The sequence below is a fragment of the Gordonia alkaliphila genome, assembly GCF_023017165.1.
GTDB classification, from domain to species: Bacteria; Actinomycetota; Actinomycetes; order Mycobacteriales; family Mycobacteriaceae; genus Gordonia; species Gordonia alkaliphila.
This window is the reverse complement of record NZ_JALKBW010000001.1, coordinates 2,852,878-2,868,011: the sequence shown is the minus strand read 5'-3', so window position 1 is coordinate 2,868,011 and position 15,134 is coordinate 2,852,878. Positions and strand designations below refer to the sequence as shown.

16 protein-coding genes are annotated in these 15,134 nt (G+C 69.9%); 2 read left to right on the top strand and 14 right to left on the bottom strand.

Going from position 1 to position 15,134, the window contains the following annotated elements:
• Positions 1-189: 189 nt before the first annotated feature.
• The 9 genes from MUG78_RS12985 to rpsP all read right to left on the bottom strand — a co-directional run bounded on the left by MUG78_RS12985 (position 190) and on the right by rpsP (position 5,913).
• Positions 190-501: a DUF2469 domain-containing protein gene (locus MUG78_RS12985; protein WP_246995405.1), complete on the bottom strand. Its 312-nt coding sequence runs from the start codon at positions 499-501 to the stop codon at positions 190-192.
• Entirely contained in the window at positions 501-1,160 is a 660-nt protein-coding gene (locus MUG78_RS12980; protein WP_246995403.1) for a ribonuclease HII, read from the bottom strand. Before MUG78_RS12980 ends, MUG78_RS12985 begins: the two co-directional genes overlap by 1 nt.
• Positions 1,161-1,174: 14 nt before the next feature.
• Positions 1,175-1,948: a signal peptidase I gene (lepB, locus tag MUG78_RS12975; RefSeq protein WP_246997024.1), complete on the bottom strand. Its 774-nt coding sequence runs from the start codon at positions 1,946-1,948 to the stop codon at positions 1,175-1,177.
• Between the two features lie 187 nt (positions 1,949-2,135).
• A complete protein-coding gene (gene rplS, locus MUG78_RS12970) occupies positions 2,136-2,477 on the bottom strand; it encodes a 50S ribosomal protein L19 (RefSeq protein ID WP_246995402.1) in 342 nt (113 codons plus the stop codon).
• A gap of 167 nt (positions 2,478-2,644) precedes the next feature.
• Positions 2,645-3,106: a hypothetical protein gene (locus MUG78_RS12965; RefSeq protein WP_246997174.1), complete on the bottom strand. Its 462-nt coding sequence runs from the start codon at positions 3,104-3,106 to the stop codon at positions 2,645-2,647.
• An 806-nt stretch (positions 3,107-3,912) separates the two neighbouring features.
• Positions 3,913-4,593, bottom strand: a complete 681-nt coding sequence (trmD, locus tag MUG78_RS12960; RefSeq protein ID WP_246995400.1) for a tRNA (guanosine(37)-N1)-methyltransferase TrmD — start codon at positions 4,591-4,593, stop codon at positions 3,913-3,915.
• Positions 4,594-4,595: 2 nt separating this feature from the next.
• A complete protein-coding gene (gene rimM, locus MUG78_RS12955) occupies positions 4,596-5,132 on the bottom strand; it encodes a ribosome maturation factor RimM (RefSeq protein WP_246995398.1) in 537 nt (178 codons plus the stop codon).
• 14 nt (positions 5,133-5,146) lie between these two features.
• Complete coding sequence (locus MUG78_RS12950) at positions 5,147-5,389, bottom strand: RNA-binding protein (protein ID WP_246995396.1); 243 nt, start codon at positions 5,387-5,389, stop codon at positions 5,147-5,149.
• On the bottom strand, positions 5,386-5,913 hold the full coding sequence (rpsP, locus tag MUG78_RS12945) for a 30S ribosomal protein S16 (RefSeq protein WP_246995394.1): 528 nt from the start codon (positions 5,911-5,913) through the stop codon (positions 5,386-5,388). Before rpsP ends, MUG78_RS12950 begins: the two co-directional genes overlap by 4 nt.
• A gap of 253 nt (positions 5,914-6,166) precedes the next feature.
• Here rpsP and MUG78_RS12940 point away from each other — a divergent pair, with 253 nt between their 5' ends.
• The gene (locus MUG78_RS12940) at positions 6,167-6,820 is read left to right on the top strand and encodes a hypothetical protein (protein ID WP_246995392.1); all 654 of its coding nucleotides are present in this window, start codon (positions 6,167-6,169) and stop codon (positions 6,818-6,820) included.
• A gap of 56 nt (positions 6,821-6,876) precedes the next feature.
• Entirely contained in the window at positions 6,877-8,355 is a 1,479-nt protein-coding gene (locus tag MUG78_RS12935; RefSeq protein ID WP_246997022.1) for a cobyric acid synthase, read from the top strand.
• A 13-nt stretch (positions 8,356-8,368) separates the two neighbouring features.
• Here the strand turns inward: MUG78_RS12935 and MUG78_RS12930 are convergent, their stop codons facing one another.
• The 5 genes from MUG78_RS12930 to MUG78_RS12910 are packed head-to-tail and all read right to left on the bottom strand — an operon-like array spanning position 8,369 to position 15,124.
• Positions 8,369-9,442 carry an amidohydrolase family protein gene (locus MUG78_RS12930; protein WP_246995390.1) on the bottom strand — a complete coding sequence of 358 codons (1,074 nt, stop codon included), beginning with the start codon at positions 9,440-9,442 and terminating at the stop codon, positions 8,369-8,371.
• Between the two features lie 7 nt (positions 9,443-9,449).
• Positions 9,450-11,039 carry a signal recognition particle protein gene (gene ffh / locus MUG78_RS12925; RefSeq protein WP_246995388.1) on the bottom strand — a complete coding sequence of 530 codons (1,590 nt, stop codon included), beginning with the start codon at positions 11,037-11,039 and terminating at the stop codon, positions 9,450-9,452.
• An 18-nt stretch (positions 11,040-11,057) separates the two neighbouring features.
• Positions 11,058-13,430, bottom strand: a complete 2,373-nt coding sequence (locus MUG78_RS12920; RefSeq protein ID WP_246995386.1) for a [protein-PII] uridylyltransferase — start codon at positions 13,428-13,430, stop codon at positions 11,058-11,060.
• On the bottom strand, positions 13,405-13,743 hold the full coding sequence (locus MUG78_RS12915; RefSeq protein WP_246995384.1) for a P-II family nitrogen regulator: 339 nt from the start codon (positions 13,741-13,743) through the stop codon (positions 13,405-13,407). The genes MUG78_RS12920 and MUG78_RS12915 overlap by 26 nt, the downstream gene beginning before the upstream one ends.
• A 46-nt stretch (positions 13,744-13,789) precedes the next feature.
• Positions 13,790-15,124, bottom strand: coding sequence for an ammonium transporter (locus MUG78_RS12910; protein ID WP_246995382.1), 1,335 nt, complete (start codon positions 15,122-15,124; stop codon positions 13,790-13,792).
• Between the last annotated feature and the right edge of the window lie 10 nt (positions 15,125-15,134).

The window sequence follows — 15,134 nt, the reverse complement described above, 5'->3', positions numbered from 1 at the left end:
TCCACAGCACCCCGACCATCACAGCAACCAACCAAGCAAACGCTTCACAGCCCGCCGGACAGCGCTGCCGTCTGCTGCAGTCACCAGACGACTGCACCAGACGGCAGAGGGCGGCCGACTGGTACAGCACTGAGCCCGACGAGCTCAGGGCTCGTCGGGCTCAGTGTTCGTCAGGATCAGAGCTCGCGATCAGGGCTCGTCGGGCAAACGCAGTTCGGAGCGTTCGAGCTCCTCGATGTTGACGTCCTTGAACGTCACCACGCGCACCTGCTTGACGAACCGCGCCGGGCGGTACATGTCCCACACCCAGGCGTCGGTCAGGTGGATCTCGAAGTAGACCTCGCCGTCGTTGTTGCGCGGCACCATGTTCACACCGTTGGCCAGGTAGAACCGTCGTTCGGTCTCCACCACATACGAGAATTGGCCGACCAGGTCCTTGTACTCGCGGTACAGGGACAGCTCCATCTCCGCCTCGTACTTCTCGAGGTCCTCAGCGCTCATTACGCCAGCCTATCGGAGACGTTTCGGTACGACAGCCGGTGCTCCGGCGACGGCCCGAGGACGTCGAGTCGAGCCATGTGCCGGGCCGTGCTGTAGCCCTTGTGGACGCCGAAGTCGTAGCCGGGATGCAGGTCGTCGTAGCCGGCCATCACCCGGTCCCGGGTGACCTTCGCCAGCACCGAGGCCGCGGCGATACAGGCGGCGTTGGCGTCGCCGCCGATCACCGGCAACGACGGCGCAGGCAGCCCGGGCACGGCGAAGCCGTCGGACAGCACATACCCGGGCCGGATCGACAGGCCGGCGACGGCCTGGCGCATGCCGCGCAGGTTGGCCACGTGGATCCCGATCCGGTCGATCTCCTCGGCCTCGATCGCCACCACGCTGAAGGCCAGCGCATGCTTGGTGACGGCCGTGTACAGGCGGTCGCGCGTCACGGCGCTCAGCTTCTTCGAATCGTCAAGATCGGCAAGCGATTTCAGCTGCTGCGGCCGCAGGATGCAGGCGGCCACCACCAGCGGTCCCGCGCAGGCGCCGCGGCCGGCCTCGTCGACCCCGGCCACCGGACCGAGCCCGCTGCGTTCGAGCGTGAACTCCAGCGTCCGCAGGCTCGCCGAACGACGCACCGTGGTGCGCGGCGGCCAACTCGTCGACCTCGACACGTGCGCTCCCGGCACTACTGGGGGTCGACGGACCCGACCCCACCGAACCGGGAGAACGGGTACAGGATGAAGCGCACCTTGCCGCGGATGTCCGAGACCGGCACGGTGCCCTGGAACTCGTCGTCGATGTGGGCGCGCGAGTCCGCCGAGGAGCTGCGGTTGTCACCCATCACCCACACGTTGCCGTCGGGCACCTTGATGGGACCGAAGTCGCCCCCGTAGCAGCTGCCGCCGCCGAGGACACCGGTGGAGTCGCTGTAGGTCTCGTTCTGCAGTTCCACGTCGATGTACGGCTCGGTGAGCGACATACCGTCGACGGTCACACCCTTGCCGTCCTCGTTGCGGCAGGCGACGGTCTGGCCGCCGGTCGCGATCACGCGCTTGACCAGGTTGTTCTCGTCGGGCGGCGCCAGCGCGAACCACGACAGCACGTTCTGCATACCGCGCACCACGGCGTTCGACGACCGCGGCGAACTCCAGGCACCGTCCCACGACGAGGTGGGCGCCTTGAACACGATCACGTCGCCCGGCTTGGGATCGGTGAAGCGGTAGGTCAGCTTGTCGACCAGGATCCGGTCGTTGGTGCAGCCGTAGCAGCCGTGCAGAGTGGGCTCCATCGACTCGCTGGGCACCACGTACTGGCGGAACAGGAACGTCGACGCCACGAACATCAAGATCAGGACGGTCGCGACGACGATGGCCAGTTCGCGGAGGAGTCCGCCCTTGCGACGCTTGCCGTCGTCGTCCGCATCCTTGCCGGTGGCCGCCCCCGGATCCTGCGCCGGAATCTCGGGCTCGGTGCCGCGGTCGTCCGGATCTACGGCGTCGTTGTCACTCACGAGATACCAGCCTAGCGGCAGCGCGACGCGGCGCGCCGCCGCACCGAACGGTGCGCCGCGGTTCCCGGCCCGTCAACGCCGGAACCCCGGCACCGAAAGTCGGTGCCGGGGTCCCGGGAAGTCAGGTCAGCGCAGGTCAGCGCTTTTCCTTGATCTTGGCAGCCTTGCCGCGCAGGTCGCGCAGGTAGTACAGCTTGGCGCGACGCACGTCACCGCGGGTGAGGACGTCGATCTTGGCGAGGTTGGGGCTGTGCACCGGGAAGGTACGCTCCACGCCGACGCCGAACGACACCTTGCGGACGGTGAAGGTCTCGCGCAGGCCGCCGCCCTGGCGACGGATCACGACACCCTTAAAGACCTGGATACGCTCCTTCGAGCCTTCGATGACCTTCACGTGGACGTCGACGGTGTCGCCGGGGGCGAACTCGGGGATGTCGTCACGGAGAGACTGCTTGTCGAGGAAATCGAGAGTGTTCATGGAGTGTTCCCATCTGGCTTAGCGTGGAGCAGAGGAACCTGGCGCCCGGTGCTGCGCACCCGCCCGGGACCAACCGGTTCGTACCCGTGTCAGTAGTCGCAGCGCGTCCAGCGGACACGCAACGGTATGCAATTCTGCCAGAAGAGAACCCGAGAGCGAAATCCCGGTCACAGGGTGAGATCCAGCTCTTGATCATCGTCGTCGGTGGGGCTCTGATCAGGTTCGTCGACGGCCACGTCCGACGACGCCGGCTCAGGCTCTCCCAGCACCGCCGGACCGGCCACCGGCATCGGCCCCACCAGCCTGGCGAACTCCAACGACGACAGCAAGTAGCCGGGACGACGACGCTTCTCCTCCTCGGCACCGGCCCCGCGCACCCCGCCCGAACCCAACGGTCCCGCACCGTTCCCGGTGCCGCCGCGGCCGGACGGCACCGCGCTCGCCGGCCCCGCGGTCGGCGACCCGAGCGGCCGCACCGGCGGGGCCGCCGCGGTGGTCGGCGCGCCTGGACTCGGCGCCGCGGGCACACCAGGCAGCCGCAGCGTCGACCCCACGACCGGAAGGACCGGACGCACCGAGTACACCGGCGCCGGTCGGGTCGGCACGGTCGACGGCGGCGGCACCGCCACGGGTGGGGCGCCGAGCGGCGGCGAGCCCGTCGGTCCGGCGCCTGCGGGAGCTCCGGTAGGTCCGCCCGGCGGCGTCGGGCCACCCGCCGGACCACCCGACGGTGCAGGACCACCGGTGATGGACCGGTCGACACCCGCGGGACCGGTTCGTCCGCCCGGGCCCGACGCCGCCGGCGCACCCGCAGTCGGCGACCGCCCTCCGGGCGAGACCGGCGGGCCTGCTTCCCCCCCCGACCACGCCATTGCCCGCGGCGGTTCCCGCAGACATCGGCCCCAGCGCCGGCCCGCCGACCCCGGCGGCGCTTCCGGACTGCCCGGCGAGACCGTCCGAACGCGGGCTCATCGGGTCGCTGTACAGCTGCTGCATCACGCGCTCCCGAGCCACCTGCGCCGCGGCGGCGCCCCCACCGCTGGTCACCGTGGCGAGCAGTGCGGGGCGCGCAGCGACACTCGCGGCCAGATCACCGCTGGCGGCGTCCACGGCGATGGCGACCGGACTCAAACGATCGGCGACTTCGCCGATGCGCTTGCCCAGGGCCGTTCCCTGCTCGTCGGCGGCCACCGCACCGACACCAGCCAAGCCGTCCATCTGGTCGAAACGCAGCAGCAGCCGCACGGCGATCGCCCGCGCGGCATTCATGATCCGCCGGATCTCCGCGGCGTCAGCGGTCGCTCCGCCCGGATCCATCGAATCGATGCGCGCGAGAAGTTCGGCGATATCGATATTCCAGTTGGAGCGGGGGCCCATGTGTCTTGGACGTGCCGGAAGCCCCGCCGGTTCCGCAACACACCGGAGAAGAAGGAAGTCAGTCGTCGAGCAAGTCGGGTCGACGTTCCCGGGTCAGCGCAAGCGACTGCTCGTGCCGCCAGGCAGCGACCTTGGCGTGGTCGCCGGACAGCAGGATCGGCGGGACCTCCAGGTCGCGCCAGAGTTTGGGCCGCGTGTAACTGGGGCCCTCGAGGAGTCCGTCGGAGAACGAGTCCTCGCGGTGCGACTGCGGGTTGCCCAGCACCCCGGGAATCAGCCGGGTGGTGGCTTCGACCATGGCGAGCACCGCCACTTCGCCGCCGATGAGCACGAAATCGCCGAGCGAGACCTCTTCGACGCGCACGCGGCGGGCCGCGTCGTCGAACACCCGCTGGTCGATGCCCTCGTACCGCCCACAGGCGAAGACGAGATGCTTCTCGGTGCTCCAACGCTCGGCCGTGGCCTGCGTGAACGGTCGCCCCGCAGGTGTCGGCACCACGAGCAGCGCGTCGTCGGGGCACACCTCGTCGAGCGCGGGGCCCCACACGTCCGGCTTCATGACCATGCCGGGGCCGCCGCCGTACGGGGTGTCGTCGACGCTGCGATGGACGTCGTGCGCCCAATTCCGCAGGTCGTGAACGCCGACGCTGATCAGTTCAGCGTCGATCGCCTTTCCCAGCAGCGCCGCATGCAGCGGCGTGAGGTACTCGGGGAAGATGGTGAGAACGTCGATCTGCACGGTCAGCCTTCGACAGGCTCGGCGGGCAGGTCTTCGAGCAGGCCGGCCGGCGGATCGACGACGATCCCCTCGCGGGTCACGGTCGGCACGATCTCGGTGACGAACGGGATCAGGATCTCGCGTCCGTCGGCGCCGGTCACGGCGAGCAGCTCGCCGCCGGGCAGGTGCAGGACGTCGGCCACCGGGCCCACGGCGTCACCGTCGACGGTGGTGACGGCCAGACCGATCAGTTCGTGGTCGTAGAACTCGTCGGGGTCGTCCCCGGAGTCGACGCTCGCGGCGTCGATCAGGAAGAGCACGCCGCGCAGCGCGTCAGCGGCGGTGCGATCGGCCACGCCGGCGAGAGTCAGCAACAGCCGCCCGGCATGGGGCCGGGCGGCTGTCACCGTGTAGTTCTTTTCGCCGCCACCCTTGGGCGCGCGGCCGCGCAGCACCGAACCCACGGCAAAACGAGTGCCGGGGTCATCGGTGCGCACGTCCACCACGAGTTCACCGCGAACGCCGTGCGTCTTGGCCACACGGCCGATCACGAGATCCATCGTGGCGGACCCGATCAGCGGTCGGTGTCGACGATGTCGACGCGCATGCCACGGCCGCCGACACCGGCGACCAGGGTGCGCAGCGCGGTGGCGGTGCGACCGTTACGGCCGATCACCTTGCCCAGATCCTCGGGGTTCACGTGCACCTCGAGCATGCGGCCGCGTCGACCGGTGATCAGTTCGACCCGAACGTCGTCCGGGCTGGAGACGATGCCGCGCACCAGGTGCTCGACGGCGTCAGCGATGACGGCACTCACGCCTTGGCCTCGTCACCGGCCTCGATGGCCTCGCCAACGGTCTTGCCGTCAGCAGCCAGATCCTCGGCCACAGCGGCGGTCTCGGGCTCGGCCAGCTTGACCTCGTCCTTGACCTCTTCGACCTTGTCAGCCTTCTTGGCCGACTTCTTCTTGGCGGTGGTGGCCTCGACCGAGGGCTCGTTCTCGGCGGCTGCGAGGGCAGCGGCGAACAGCTCCTGCTTGGTCGGCTTGGGCTCAGCGGTCTTCAGGGTGCCCTCGGCGCCCGGGAGGCCCTTGTGCTTCTGCCAGTCACCGGTGATCTTCAGCAGGTTCAGAACCGGTTCGGTCGGCTGCGCGCCGACGCTCAGCCAGTACTGCGCGCGCTCGGAGTCGACCTCGATCAGCGAGGGCTCTTCCTTCGGGTGGTACTTGCCGATGGTCTCGATGGCACGGCCGTTACGACGGGTGCGGGCGTCGGCGACGACGATGCGGTACTGCGGGTTCCGGATCTTGCCGAGCCGGGTGAGCTTGATCTTGACAGCCATGAAGCATTCCTCTTTAGTCACTGCGCAATTCAGCGATCCACAGTGCGTGGATCCGGTTTTGCGATCTCTTACGGGGTGACCGCCGGTCGGTGCGTAACCGGTTCCGGCGAACCAGCGTTCTATTCTGCCACGCGCTCCAGCCAGTGCCAAAAGCCGTCGTTCGCTCTGCGCACACGCAACCGTTAGACTCGCGTCCGCCGGGGCAACCGTCGCCGGCGACGGACGAGGACGAGGAACGGAGAGCACCCTACGCATGCTCAACGCCCTCGCCTATGCGTTCGTGGACGCGATCAACGTCCTGCTGATCGGCGTACTCGTCGCTCTCGCGATGATGCTGCCGCCCGGCCGCTACCGCTGGATCGCGACGCTGCTCGTCATCGGCGACTGGCTGGGCGTGTTCCTGCTGGCGCTGGTCACCCTCCTGGTCTTCGACGGCTTCGGCGAGATCGTCGCGCACATCGTCGACTCGCCGGTGTTCGGCGTGCTGCTGATCCTGACCGGCGTGGTCACCGCGATCCTCACGTATCGGGGCGGCGACTCGTCGGCCATGATGGATCGGATCCTGACCCCGCTGAAATCCCCGTCGCCGCTGACCGTCCTGGTCGGCATGGTCTTGGGCGGCATCCAGTCGGCCACCTCGGTCCCCTTCTTCGCTGGCCTGGCCGTGCTGTCGGCCAGCGACATTCCGGCAGGCGAACGCTACGCCGGTATCTTCTTGTTCGCCACGGTCGCGTTGAGCCTGCCCATCCTGTGCGCACTGCTCCTCGGCCTGGTGCGCCGCTTCCCCCACTCGTGGGTGGGCCGTGTCTTCGCGAAGGCCCGCGCCAATCAGGGCGCCGTCGCCCGCGGCGCCGGCTGGCTGGTCTCGGTCATTCTGATCGTCATCGGCATCCTGCGCCTGCTCTGAATCGAGAGTTCGCGTGTGACAGTGTCGTTCCCATGCGGAAGCACGAAGACGGGCCGGTGAGCGGCCTCCTCGTCGCCGGCACCACCTCGGACGCCGGCAAGTCGGTCGTCACAACAGGACTGTGTCGCGCGTTCGCGCGTCGGGGCGTGAAGGTGGCGCCGTACAAGGCGCAGAACATGTCCAACAACTCGATGGTCTGCGCCGCGCCCGACGGCAGCACCGCCGAGATCGGGCGCGCTCAGTGGGTCCAGGCGCTGGCTGCCGGGGTGGTCCCCGAGCCGGCCATGAACCCCGTCCTACTCAAGCCCGGCAGCGACCACCGCAGCCACGTCGTCCTGATGGGGCAGCCGGGCGGTGTCGTCGACGCCGGTGACTGGGTCGAGGGACGGCGCCGACTCGCATCCGCTGCCCACACGGCGTACGACGACCTTGCCGCACGCTTCGACGTGATCGTCGCCGAGGGCGCCGGGAGTCCGACCGAGATCAACCTCCGGGCCAGCGACTACGTCAACATGGGCCTCGCCCGACACGCGGGCCTGCCGACCGTCGTTGTCGGCGACATCGACCGGGGCGGTGTCTTCGCCTCGATGTACGGCACCGTCGCCCTCCTCTCCCGCGAGGACCAGGAGCTGATGGCCGGCTTCATCGTCAACAAGTTCCGCGGTGATCGGGCGCTCCTCGCGCCCGGCCTCGACTCGCTGGCGCGGTTGACCGGCCGCCCGGTGTTCGGCGTGCTCCCCTGGGACCCGACGCTGTGGCTCGACTCCGAGGACGCGCTCGACCTCGACGGGCGGCGCTCACCCGGCGGGGCGGCACACCGAGTCGCGGTCGTACGCCTTCCTCGGATCAGTAACTTCACCGACGTCGACGCACTCGGCCTCGAGCCCGACCTCGACGTGGTCTTCGTCTCCGATCCCCGCGACCTCGCCGACGCCGCCCTCGTGGTGCTGCCGGGCACCCGCTCCACCATCAACGACCTCGCCTGGCTTCGCGCTCGCGGACTCGACGTAGCGATCGCCGAGCACGCCGGGCGTGGTCGGCCGGTGCTCGGGATCTGCGGCGGCTTCCAGATGCTCGGGCAAGTCATCGCCGATCCGGACGACATCGAGGGCTCCTCCGGTGTGGAGGTCGAAGGCCTCCGGCTGCTCGATGTACGAACGGACTTCGTCGCGGAGAAGACGCTTCGGCTGCCGACCGGAGCTGCACTGGGCGTGCCGGCCTCGGGCTACGAGATCCACCACGGACGGATCACTCGAGGCGCTGGCGACGAGTTCCTCGGCGGAGCGCGATCGGGAAACGTGTTCGGCACGATGTGGCACGGATCGCTGGAGGGCGACGAGCTACGCGGCGCGCTGTTGGCGACCATGCTGGACCGGATGCCGTCGACGGTGAGCTTCCCGGCCGCCCGGGACGCGCGCCTCGACCGGCTCGGCGACCTGGTCGAGGAGCACCTCGACGTCGACGCGCTCCTGACACTCGCCCGCGACGGGGTCACAGCCGGTCTGCCCCTCCTCCCTCCCGGAGGTGCCGGATGAGAGTTCGCAGACGTCAGAGGTGCTGACCGGAGCAGACGATGTGGCGGGGCCGCCGCAGGGTGCTCAGGTCCGACGCCGGGTCGGCGTCCAGCACCAGGAAGTCGGCGCGGGCGCCGTGGGTCAGCCCCTCGACCCCGAGCCAGGTCCGGGCGTCCGTGGACGCGGCCGCGAGTGCCTGCAGTGGTGACAGTCCGATCCCGGTGAGCGCCTCCACCTCGTCGACGATCCGGCCGTGCTCCACGAACCCGCCCGCGTCGGTGCCCGCGTAGATCGCCACGCCGGCCTCGCGGGCGGCGGCGTAGACCTCGCCCGAATTCGCGTACAGCTTGCGCATGTTGGCCTGATACGTGGGGAAACGGTCGGCGCCGTCGGCGATGCCCGGGAAGTTCTCCACCTGGATCAGCGTCGGCACCAGGCCGATCTTGCGGGCCGCCATCTCGTCGATGAGGTCAGGTGTGAGGCCGGTGCCGTGCTCGATGGAGTCGAATCCGGCGGCGATGATGTCGCCGAGCGCGTCGTAGCCGAAGACGTGCGCGGTGATGCGGGCGCCCGCCTCGTGGGCGGCGGCCACTGCGGCGTCGAGCTGGGCTCGGGTCCACAGGGGCGCCAGGTCGCCTGCGTCGCGGTCGATCCAGTCCCCCACCAGCTTCACCCAGCCGTCGCCGGCTGCGGCCTGACGTCGTACTTCGTCGGCGAGCTGATCGGGGTCGTCGAGTTCCACGCCGTAGTCGCGCAGGTACCGCTTGGGGCGGGCGATGTGCTTGCCCGCCCGCAGGAAGCGCGGACAGAGCGGGTCGTCGTCGAGCGGGTGCGTGTCGACGGGCGAGCCGACCTCGCGGATCAGCAGCGCCCCCGCCTTGGCGTCGGCGTAGGCGTAGCCGCGGGCCCGCTCGATGGTGACGCCGAGGCCCGGCGCGATACCCACGTGGTTGTGGGCGTCGACCAGACCGGGCACCAGCCAGCCGTCGGCGGAGACGGTGGTGGCCCCGGCGACGGGTTCGGTGGACAGCACGCCGTCGGCCACCCACAGTTCCAGCGCCTCGCCGGTGAACGGATCCTGGCCACGGTAATGCTCGGCGACGCCCATCGGTGCCCTACTTGTTCTTCGGCAGCTTCAGATTGGACAGGTCCAGGCCTTCCAGGCCCGGCGGCAACTGGTCCAGGCCGGGCGGCATCTGCGACAGGTCGAAGCCCGGCGGCATGCCCATCCCCGGCATGCCCGGCATACCCATTCCGGGCATGCCTCCGCGCATTGCCTTCGGCGGAGTGGGACCGCGGCCCTTGCCCTTGCGACCCTTCGCGCCCTTCTTGCCCTTGCGCGCATTCCGCTTACCGGCGCCCGGCATGCCCATGCGGCCGGACATCTGCGACATCATCTTGCGCGCGGCGAAGAAGCGGTCCACCAGCTGGTTCACGTCGGTCACGGTGACGCCGGAACCGTTGGCGATGCGAATGCGCCGGGAGGCGTTGATGATCTTCGGATCGTCGCGCTCGGCGGGGGTCATGCCGCGGATGATCGCCTGGATCTTGTCGAGCTGGCTGTCGTCGACCTGGGACAGCGCGTCCTTCATGTCGCCGGCGCCGGGCAGCATGCCCAGCAGATTCCCGATCGGGCCCATCTTGCGGATCATCAGCATCTGCTGGAGGAAGTCGTCGAGGGTCAGTTCGCCCTGGCTGATCTTCTCGGCGGCCTTCTCGGCCTCGGCCACGTCCCAGTGCTGTTCGGCCTGCTCGATCAGGGACAGCACGTCGCCCATGCCGAGGATGCGGCTAGACATGCGGTCGGGGTGGAAGACGTCGAATTCTTCCAGCTTTTCGCCGGTCGACGCGAACATGATGGGCCGGCCGGTGATCTCGCGGACCGACAGCGCGGCGCCGCCGCGGGCGTCGCCATCGAGCTTGGTCAGGACCACACCGGTGAAGTCGACGCCCTCGGCGAAGGCCTGCGCGGTGGCGACCGCGTCCTGACCGATCATCGCGTCGAGGACGAACAGCACCTCGTCGGGGTGGGTGGCGTCGCGGATGTCGGACGCCTGGCCCATCAGGACTTCGTCGATGCCGAGGCGACCGGCGGTGTCGATGATGACCACGTCGTGGTGCTTCTCGCGGGCGAAGTCGACGCCCGCGGTGGCGACGGCCACCGGATCGCCGGACCCGTCGACGCCCAGCTCGCCGGCGCCGCCGACGGAGGTGCCCGCATGCGGGGCGAAGACCGGCACGCCGGCCCGCTCGCCGACGATCTGCAGCTGCTGCACCGCACCCGGTCGCTGCAGGTCACAGGCCACCAGGATCGGGGTGTGTCCCTGCTTGGTGAGCCAGTTGGCCAGCTTGCCGGCCAGCGTCGTCTTACCGGCACCCTGCAGGCCGGCCAGCATGATCACCGTCGGCGGCGTCTTGGCCAACTGGATGCGACGGGTCTCGCCGCCGAGGATCTCGATGAGCTCCTCGTTGACGATCTTGACGATCTGCTGCGCCGGGTTCAGCGCACCGGAGACCTCTTGGCCCTTGGCCCGCGACTTGATGCGCGCGATGAAGGTCCGCACCACCGGCAGCGAGACGTCGGCCTCGAGCAGTGCCAGCCGGATCTCGCGCGCGGTCGCGTCGATGTCGGCATCGGTCAATCGGCCCTTGCCACGAAGGTCTTTGAGGGCACCTGTCAACCGGTCGGAGAGTGACTCGAACATTCCCCCATCCTTCCATGATCAGTCCGGGCGCGACGCAGGGCCCGGGCACACGCGCAGCACCGCGGCCCCGATCGAGGCGCGGGCCGCCGGCGAGTCCACCGTCGGTTCGACGCAGAACGTGTCGATCACGGTCGCGCCGAGCGTGTTCACCTTGGCCCACACCACCGCGGCGCCCGCCCGTTCGAGCACCGCCGTGATCGCGGCCAGCAGTCCCGGCCGGTCCGCCGACCGCACCTGCAGCAGCACGGCACCGGTGGCCGGATCGTCGATCCACTCCGCGTGCGGGGGTGCCGTGACCACCACCTCGTCGTCGGTCGACGACGGGGGGAGGTCCAGGCGCCCGTCCAGCGCCGCGCGGAACCGCTGTCGCAGCACCGCCACGTCCGGCGGGCCGCCGAACACCGTGGCCACCGCGAACGTGTCGAGCGCGTGCCCGTGCGCGGACCGAACCTGCGCCGCATGCACGGTCAGGCCGGCCACTGCCAACACCGCCGCAGCCGCCGACAGCACACCGCGCCGATCCGGCGCCACCATGGTCACCAGGTAGGTGGTGCCCTCGCCCGCCTCCAACTGCACATGCAGGCCGCCGCCGCGGGCCAACGCGTCCTGCTCCTCGGTCAGCGGCTCCGGCGTCGGCACCTCGCCGCCGCCGATCAGCGTCGCCACGCGCGCGGTCAGGTCGGCCACCAGACCGGCCTTCCAGTCGCTCCACGCGGCGGGGCCGGTCGCCTCGCCGTCGGCCTCAGCCAGCGCGCCCAGCAGTTCCACCAGGTCCCGGTTGTGGCCGAGCGTGTCGGCCACCTCGGCCACCACCCGCGGATCGGTGCAGTCCCGCCGCGTCGCCGTCGACGGCAGCAGCAGGTGGTGCCGGACGGCCGCCGCCAGCAGTTCGACGTCGGCGGGCCACACGCCGAGTCGTCGACCGATGTCCCGCGCCAGTTCGGCGCCGAGCACACTGTGGTCGCCGCCGCGTCCCTTGCCGATGTCGTGGATCAGGGCCGCCAACAGCAGCAGATCCGGCCGCGATACCCGCGTGGTGAGCGCGGCCGCGCCGATCACGGTCTCCACGCTGTGTCGGTCGACGGTCCAGACGTGCACCGGATCGCGCGGGGCGAGGTCGCGGATGCCGTCCCATTCCGGAAAGAGCTTGCCCCACAAGCCGATTCGGTCGAGTGCCTCCACGGTGCGGGCCGTCGACGGCCCGGACGCGAGCAGCACCAGCAGGTCGCTGAGCGGCTCCGCGGGCCACGGCACCGTCGGTGCGGGCGCGTAGCGCGCCAGCCGTTCCAGCGCCGGACCGTTGATCGGGAGGTCGTGGCGCGCCGCAGCCGCCGCCACTCGGAACACCAGGCCCTCGTCCTGGCTGGGCAGCGCAGAGCGGGCCAGCGCCACCTCGCCGTCGTGCCGCACCACGCCCTCGTCGAGCGGCGTGCGCACCGGCAGCCTCCGCAGACGGGACAGGCCCCGTCGACCGACGGCGTGGCCGGCGGTCCGGATCCCGGTCTCCACCGCGAAGTCGACGGTGCGGGCCGCGTCGCTGAGCAGCCGCGCCAGCGCGAACCGATCCTCCAGGCCGAGCGCCGCGGCGAGCTGCCCGGCGTCCTCGGCGGGCAGCCGATCCCGGGATCGCCCGGTGATCAGGTGGTGCTGGGTCCGGACGTCGAGCAGTCGACGGTAGGCCAACGCCACCGGCGTGCCCGGCTCGTCGGCCCGCAGCCGGGACAAGCCGTCGGTGAGCTGCGCCAGCGCGAGCGCGTTGAGCAGTTGGACGTCGCGCAGTCCCCCGCGCCCGTTCTTCAGGTCCGGTTGCGCGCGCTGGGCGTTGTCGCCGTTGCGGCCCCACCGTTCCCGCGTGAGTGCCAGCACTTCGGGCAGTCGCAGGCGGGCTTCGATGCGCCAGAGGTTCCGCACGGCGTCCACCAGGAGTGCGGCCAGATCGGCGTCGCCGGCGATGAACCGCGCGTCCAACAGTCCCAGCGTGGCGGTCGGCTCGCCGCGTGCCGCCTGCACGGCGTCGGTCAGGGTGCGGACGCTGTGGTCCAGGCTCAGCCCGGAATCCCAGATCGGGTACCAGAGGCCGTCGGCGATCGAGCCGAGCCGTTCGGGGTGGCGATCCTCGTGCAACAGCACCAGATCCAGGTCCGACCCGGGTACCGTCTCGCGGCGACCCAGGGCGCCCACCGCGATGATGGCGAACCCGCTGCCGTCGATCACGCCCAGTTCTTCGGCGCGGTGGCGCAGCCACTGCTCGTAGGCGGCCGTCAGCGCCTCGCGCAGCGGCGCCCCGGCCGGGGCATCCGGGGAGAACCCGGAAAGCGCGCCGGCCCGCGCCGCCGCAAGGGCGCGGGCCGGATCGCCGGCGCTCTCAGAGCGCGTCGGGGCCGCGTTCACCGGTACGCACCCGGACCACCGACTCCACCGGTGTGGTCCAGACCTTGCCGTCGCCGATCTTGCCGGTCCGCGCCGATTCGACGATCACGTCGACCACCCGGTCCACGTCTTCGTCGTCGACCACCACTTCCACGCGCACCTTGGGTACGAAATCGACCGCGTATTCGGCACCGCGGTAGACCTCGGTGTGCCCCTTCTGGCGGCCGTAGCCCTGCACTTCGCTGACGGTCATGCCGACGATGTCGAGCTGTTCGAGTCCCGACTTCACCTCCTCGAGCGTGAACGGCTTGATGATGGCGGTAATCAGTTTCATGACTACATTCTTCCTTTTCTGCTTCGGACGAGCGCGGAGGCGCAGCTCAGGCGAGCTCGTAGGCGGTCTCGGCATGTTCGGCGGAGTCGATGCCGGTGGCCTCGGCCTCCCGGTCGACCCGCCAGCCCAGCGGGCGCAGGGCCAGAGCGATCACAGTGGTCATCACCGCGGTGAAGGCCAGGGCGACCAGCGCGATAACCGTCTGCACGGCCAACTGCTTGGCGTCGTGCCCGTAGAACAGGCCGGTGTCCTTGGCCAGCAGGCCGATGGCGACGGTGCCCCACAGACCGGAGACCAGGTGCACGCCGACCACATCGAGCGAGTCGTCGAATCCGACCTTGCTCTTGAGTCCGATGGCCAGTGCCGACAGCGCGCCGGCCACCACACCGAGCCCGAGCGAGCCCAGCGGAGTCAGGGCCCCGCAGGCCGGGGTGATCGCGACCAGACCGGCAACGATGCCCGACGCGGCACCCACGCTGGTGGCGTGGCCGTCACGCCGCCACTCCACCACCAACCAGCCGACGATGGCGGCGGCCGCCGCAGCGGTGGTGTTGACCCACACGACGCCCGCGGTCGCGTCGGCGGCGAGCTCGGAGCCCGCGTTGAAACCGAACCAGCCGAACCACAGCAGCGCGGCGCCGAGCATGACGAACGGGATGTTGTGCGGACGGTACGGGGTGCGGCCGAAGCCCATCCGCTTGCCGACGAACAGCGCCAGGATCAGCGCGGCCATACCGGCGTTGATGTGCACCACGGTGCCGCCGGCGAAGTCGATCGGCACCACGTTCGCCTCACCGTCGGTGGAGCCGAACATCCACGCGGCGATACCGCTGTCCGACCCGGAGAGCAGTCCGCCGCCCCACACCATGTGCGCCAACGGCAGGTACACCAGCGTGGTGAAGACCACGGTGAAGACCACCCACGTGGAGAACTTGGCGCGTTCGGCGATCGCGCCGCTGATCAGCGCCACGGTGATCACGGCGAAGGTCAGCTGGAAGGCCATGAAGACCACGGCCGGAATGCCGGTCTCGCCCCACATCACCACCTGCGTCACGCCGTCGATCTCCCTGGTCTCCATGAGTTGTTCGGAGCCGAAGAGCGCGAACGGGTTGGAGAAGATCCCCCAGATCCCGTCATCGCCGGTGAGCGAGTTGCCGAACGACATCGAGAAACCGAACAGGATGTAGACGACAGTGACCGACGCCAGAGCGACGAACGACATCATCATCATGTTCAGGACGGCCTTGCCGCGGCACAGACCTCCATAGAAGAACGCCAGCGCCGGAGTCATCAGCAGCACGAGGGCCGCGCTGATCAGGACCCAGGCGGTGTCGCCGGTATCGAACGTTCCGAAAACGCTGTCGGGTAGCGCCGTTGTCACGGTGGACCTC

Excerpts from the sequence above, each read along its gene's own strand:
- MUG78_RS12985 (WP_246995405.1), bottom strand. The coding sequence starts at position 501 with ATGAGCGCTGAGGACCTCGAGAAGTACGAGGCGGAGATGGAGCTGTCC.
- rplS (WP_246995402.1), bottom strand. The coding sequence starts at position 2,477 with ATGAACACTCTCGATTTCCTCGACAAGCAGTCTCTCCGTGACGACATC.
- rimM (WP_246995398.1), bottom strand. The coding sequence starts at position 5,132 with ATGGATCTCGTGATCGGCCGTGTGGCCAAGACGCACGGCGTTCGCGGT.
- rpsP (WP_246995394.1), bottom strand. The coding sequence starts at position 5,913 with ATGGCTGTCAAGATCAAGCTCACCCGGCTCGGCAAGATCCGGAACCCG.
- MUG78_RS12940 (WP_246995392.1), top strand. The coding sequence starts at position 6,167 with ATGCTCAACGCCCTCGCCTATGCGTTCGTGGACGCGATCAACGTCCTG.
- MUG78_RS12930 (WP_246995390.1), bottom strand. The coding sequence starts at position 9,442 with ATGGGCGTCGCCGAGCATTACCGTGGCCAGGATCCGTTCACCGGCGAG.
- ffh (WP_246995388.1), bottom strand. The coding sequence starts at position 11,039 with ATGTTCGAGTCACTCTCCGACCGGTTGACAGGTGCCCTCAAAGACCTT.
- MUG78_RS12915 (WP_246995384.1), bottom strand. The coding sequence starts at position 13,743 with ATGAAACTGATTACCGCCATCATCAAGCCGTTCACGCTCGAGGAGGTG.